Origin of the sequence: uncultured Roseovarius sp., from assembly GCF_913057115.1 — a bacterium.
GTDB lineage: Bacteria > Pseudomonadota > Alphaproteobacteria > Rhodobacterales > Rhodobacteraceae > Roseovarius.
The window spans coordinates 1-5,123 of the sequence record NZ_CAJXNN010000072.1; the positions used below are offsets into that span (position 1 = coordinate 1).

The 5,123-nt window shown below is 59.8% G+C and carries 5 protein-coding genes; 2 read left to right on the plus strand and 3 right to left on the minus strand.

The window, feature by feature from the left end:
- Positions 1–352 precede the first annotated feature (352 nt).
- The gene (gene ychF / locus QZ498_RS16950) at positions 353–1,450 is read right to left on the minus strand and encodes a redox-regulated ATPase YchF (protein WP_294624384.1); all 1,098 of its coding nucleotides are present in this window, start codon (positions 1,448–1,450) and stop codon (positions 353–355) included.
- 124 nt (positions 1,451–1,574) lie between these two features.
- Here ychF and trpA point away from each other — a divergent pair, with 124 nt between their 5' ends.
- Positions 1,575–2,366, plus strand: a complete 792-nt coding sequence (trpA, locus tag QZ498_RS16955) for a tryptophan synthase subunit alpha (RefSeq protein WP_294624386.1) — start codon at positions 1,575–1,577, stop codon at positions 2,364–2,366.
- Between the two features lie 159 nt (positions 2,367–2,525).
- A complete protein-coding gene (locus QZ498_RS16960) occupies positions 2,526–3,689 on the plus strand; it encodes an alpha-hydroxy acid oxidase (protein WP_294624388.1) in 1,164 nt (387 codons plus the stop codon).
- Here QZ498_RS16960 and QZ498_RS16965 read toward each other — a convergent pair.
- Positions 3,686–4,063, minus strand: coding sequence for a rhodanese-like domain-containing protein (locus tag QZ498_RS16965; RefSeq protein ID WP_294624390.1), 378 nt, complete (start codon positions 4,061–4,063; stop codon positions 3,686–3,688). The genes QZ498_RS16960 and QZ498_RS16965 overlap by 4 nt on opposite strands.
- Before the next feature lie 20 nt (positions 4,064–4,083).
- Complete coding sequence (locus tag QZ498_RS16970) at positions 4,084–4,980, minus strand: MBL fold metallo-hydrolase (protein ID WP_294624392.1); 897 nt, start codon at positions 4,978–4,980, stop codon at positions 4,084–4,086.
- Positions 4,981–5,123: the final 143 nt, after the last annotated feature.

Here is a 5,123-nt window from a genome sequence, read left to right on the forward strand (position 1 = left end):
CCTTAGCAGGGGAGCGCCTTCGACCACTCGGCCACGTCTCCGCCGACGCGTTTATCGAAAGCGGCACGGGGGGGCAAGTCGGAATTGCGGCTTGAACAATTGAAATCCTGATTGGCAATGGCCGCCCGTGGCTTGCGGTCGCGGGCCTTGTTGGCGAAACGTACAAAACTCACGTACGAAACGTACAACTCGTCCCCGCACGCCCTGTTAATCCGCAGGTCCCAGGCGCCCCAACACCGACGCGATACCGACAGAATACCGACGTGGTACAGCACGCCCAAAATCACCCCGCCCCCCCTGTTAACCAAGGGGATGGCGCATGATTCGGCAAAAGGGTTAACCGCGCCCCGCCTCAGGTGTTGAAAAGGAAGTGCAAAACGTCGCCATCCTTGACGACATAACCCTTGCCCTCGGCGCGCATCTTACCCGCTTCCTTGGCGCCTTGTTCGCCCTTGCAAGCGACGAAATCGTCATAAGCGATGGTCTCCGCCCGGATGAAGCCCTTCTCGAAATCACCATGGATCACGCCCGCCGCTTTCGGGGCCGTGGTGCCGGTCTTGATGGTCCAGGCGCGCGCCTCTTTCGGGCCGACGGTGAAATAGGTCTCTAGCTGCAACAGGTCGTGCCCCGTTCGGATCAAACGGTCGAGCCCCGCCTCGGATAGCCCTAATTCCTCAAGGAATTCAACGGCTTCTTCCGCGTCCAGCTGGCTGATCTCCTCCTCTATCTGGGCCGAGATCACCACGCTCGCAGCGCCCTGTTCGGCGGCCATGGCCTCCACCTTGGCGGAAAACGCGTTGCCCGTCGCGGCGCTGCCTTCATCCACGTTGCAAACATACAAAATCGGCTTGGTGGTCAGAAGTTGCAGGCCTTTCCACGCCTTGGCGTCCTCCTCGCTCACCTCGACCATGCGGGCGGGCTTGCCCTCTTCCAGCATGGCCTGCGCCTCGGCCAACAAACGGTCCTGCTGCGCGGCCTCCTTGTCGTTGCCCTTCAGCTTGCGCACCAAACCGGCGCGGCGCTTTTCGATGCTTTCCAGATCGGCCAGCATCAATTCGGTCTCGATCACCTCGGCATCGGCCACCGGATCAACACGCCCCTCCACATGGGTCACATCTCCATCCTCGAAACAGCGCAGCACATGGGCGATGGCATCCACCTCTCGGATATTGGCCAGAAACTGGTTGCCCAACCCCTCGCCCTGGCTGGCACCCTTCACAAGCCCGGCGATATCCACAAAGGTCATCCGCGTCGGGATAATCTGCTTCGACTTGGCAATTTCCGCAAGCGTATCAAGACGTTGGTCCGGTACGTTGACCTCACCCACATTGGGCTCAATCGTGCAGAACGGGAAATTGGCCGCTTGCGCCGCGGCGGTTTTCGTAAGCGCGTTGAACAGCGTCGACTTGCCCACATTGGGCAGCCCCACGATCCCCATCTTGAAGCCCATAACCGGCCCTCCTGCATTGCATATCGCGCGCATCTACGGCGCGGGGGTGGGCAAGGTCAAGCAGGGCATTGATTTTCCCCCCTCTTTCGGCCAAACCCATCCCGATCAACAACAGGATTCCCGCATGACCCGTATCGACGCCAAATTCGCCGCGCTTCAAGCCGAAGGAAAGAAGGCCTTCGTCGCCTATGTCATGGCCGGGGACCCAGATTACGACACCTCGCTCGAATTGGTCAAAGGCCTGCCCGGCGCGGGCGTCGACATCATCGAATTGGGCCTGCCTTTCACCGATCCGATGGCCGATGGCCCAACCATTCAACTGGCCGGCCAACGCGCTTTGGAACAAGGCATGACACTGGACCGCACCCTGCAAATGGCCCGCGAATTCCGGCAAACCGATGACACCACCCCAATCGTGATGATGGGCTATTACAACCCGATCTATAACCGCGGCGTCGATCAATTCCTGACCGACGCCAAACAGGCCGGGATCGACGGGCTGATCGTCGTCGACCTGCCCCCCGAAGAAGATGAAGAGCTTTGCATTCCCGCCCAAAAGGCCGGCCTGAACTTCATCCGCCTCGCGACCCCTACCACCGATGACAAACGCCTGCCCAAGGTTCTGACGAACACGTCAGGATTTGTTTACTATGTGTCTATAACAGGGATCACCGGCGCTGCGGCGGCACAGGCCACCGATGTCGGCCCCGAGGTTGCGCGCATCAAATCGCACACCGATCTTCCGGTGATCGTGGGCTTCGGTATCCGCACCCCCGACACCAGCCGCGAGATCGCCAGCGTCGCGGATGGGGCTGTCGTCGGCTCTGCCATCGTCGGAAAACTGGCCGAGGGCCACGGCCCGGCAGAGGTGCTCGACTTCGTCAAAGGCCTCGCCGACGGCGCCCATTCAGCCTGACACAGTCCTTCTTCTGTTCCCAAATATCCTGGGGGTGAGGCCGCAGGCCGAGGGGGCAAAGCCCCCTTGCCACGCCACGAAGGGTGCGGCAGCCTGTTCCTTGCGCGTATGCGCGCGGATTGGTAATAAATTTTTACCATTTTGACGATTGGATAGCCCATGCCCGTGATCACCTGCGTCGATGACCTCAAGCGCATCTACAAACGCCGCACCCCCAAGATGTTCTATGACTACGCCGAGTCGGGCAGTTGGACCGAGCAGACCTTCCGCGAGAATACCTCGGATTTCGATGACATCTACCTGCGCCAAAGGGTTGCCATTGACATGACCGGACGCAGCACGAAAACCCGGATGATCGGGCAGGATGTCTCTATGCCCGTGGGCTTGGCCCCCGTTGGCCTGACCGGGATGCAATGCGCCGATGGCGAGATCAAGGCCGCCCGCGCCGCCGAAAAATTCGGCGTCCCCTTCACGCTCTCCACGCTTTCCATCTGTTCCATCGAAGACGTGGCCGAAAACACCGAAAAGCCCTTCTGGATGCAGGTCTACACCCTCAAGGATGACGACTTCATGCAGCGCCTCTTTGACCGCGCCAAGGCGGCCAAATGCTCGGCCGCCGTGATTACCGTTGATCTGCAACTGCTCGGGCAGCGGCACAAGGACATCAAGAACGGCCTCTCGGCCCCGCCCAAACTGACCGTGAAATCGGTGGCCAACATGATGACCAAGGTCCGTTGGGGCCTCGGCATGCTGGGCACGAAACGGCGCTTTTTCGGCAATGTGATCGGCCATGCCAAGGGGGTCACCGATGGCTCCTCGCTGGCCACATGGACGTCCGAGGCCTTCGATCAAGCGCTGGATTGGGACCGTATCCGCGAGTTCCGCAAAATGTGGGACGGGCCCCTTATCATCAAGGGCATCATGGACCCTCGCGATGCGCTTGAGGCGCTCAATGTCGGGGCCGATGCGATCATCGTGTCAAACCACGGCGGGCGGCAACTCGATGGCGCGCTCAGTGCCATTCGCGCCCTGCCCCCGATCCTTGACGCCGTGGGCGACAAGATCGAGGTGCATATCGACAGCGGCATTCGCTCAGGCCAAGACGTGCTCAAGGCCATGGCGCTTGGTGCCAAGGGCACCTACATCGGCCGCGCCTTCGTCTACGGCCTCGGAGCCATGGGCGAAGAGGGCGTGACCAAGGCCTTGGAATGCATCCACAAGGAATTGGACGTCTCCATGGGTCTTTGCGGGCGCACCGATATCAACGCGCTGGATCGCGATATCCTGATGGTGCCCGAGGATTTCACAGGCCGCTGGGCCTAACCCTCAACGCGGGCAGGCGCACCGGTGGCCATGTTTGTCCCGATATAGGGCTTCTTGGCTTTCTTCCACGCACCAAACCCGCCTTCCATATGGGCAATCCGGGTTACCCCTGCGTCAATCGCCGCGCGGGCAATCTTCTCCGACCGCACGCCCGAACCGCAGTGAAACACGATCCGCTTGTCACTCTGCCCCGGCAGTTTCTCGGCATTGAAAAACGGCATCGGCAGCAGAAGCGCGCCTTCGATATGCTCGAACATGTATTCCTGCGGGGTGCGAACGTCGATCAACACAATCTCGTTTTTCGCCCAAGCCTCGGCGGCTTCCTCAACGGTCCAGGTCTCGAAGGTTCCGTCACCAATGGTTTCGCTTTGCATGGTTTATCCTTTCGCGCGTTTCAGAACCGATTTGCAGGGATCTTGTAATAGGAATTGCCGTCCGCCTCTGGTTCCGGCAACTGTCCGGCCCTCAGGTTCACCTGCAAAGCGTAAAGGATCCGGTCCGGCAGTCCAAGCGTGGCATCCCTCTCATCGCGGATCTTGGTAAAACCCTCGCGCGTCGCCCCGCCGCCCACATGTGGGTTGTCGGCCTTGTGCTGGGCCACCGTGGCCTCCCAAGCGGGGTCTTCACGGTCTTTCACGGGCGGATAATCATGCCCGATGAACAGGCGCGTATCGTCCGGCAAGGCGAGAATGGCCTGCAAACTATCGTACAGTTCACTTGACGACCCACCCGGAAAATCCGCCCTGGAGGTGCCCACATCCACATGCATGAAGGTGTCATGCACAAAGGCCGCATCGCCCATCACATAGGTGATCGATCCCAATGTATGTCCCGGCGACAGCATAACAGCCACCTCCAGATTGCCCAGCTTGAAGGTCTCGCCATCCTCGAACAGACGGTCAAAATCACGATCCGGGTCAAAGGCACCGGGCGTGTTGTAGATCCGCTCCCAAAGCCCGCCGATATCGCGCACCTTGGCCCCAATCGCATTTGGCGCGCCGGTATGCGCTTTCAGCCAATGAGAGGCCATCAGGTGGTCGGCATGCGGGTGTGTGTCCAACACCCACTCTACCTCCAAGCCCTGCTCTTTCACGAACTCAAGAATTTCCGAAGCACTATCAAAGCGGCTTCGCGCCTCGGCAGGGTCGAAATCTTGCACCACGTCTATCAGGGCCGCCTTGCGCGTCTCAGGGCAAACCGCAACATACTGCACCGACCCGGTTGCCGGATCGTAAAAGCCAGTCACCTCTGGTGATTTGGGTCCGTTTGAAGCACTCGTTCTCTTGAACATCTCGGCCTCCTTTCAAAGGTTTCTATTCAGATAATTGAATACTTTTCCCTGCCAACCCGTAGACCGCAGAATCTTTTCAAAAGGCAAAAAAGAGAGCAAAGCCTTCACTGGCAGAATCGGGGCAACCCATGCTAGATATGGCC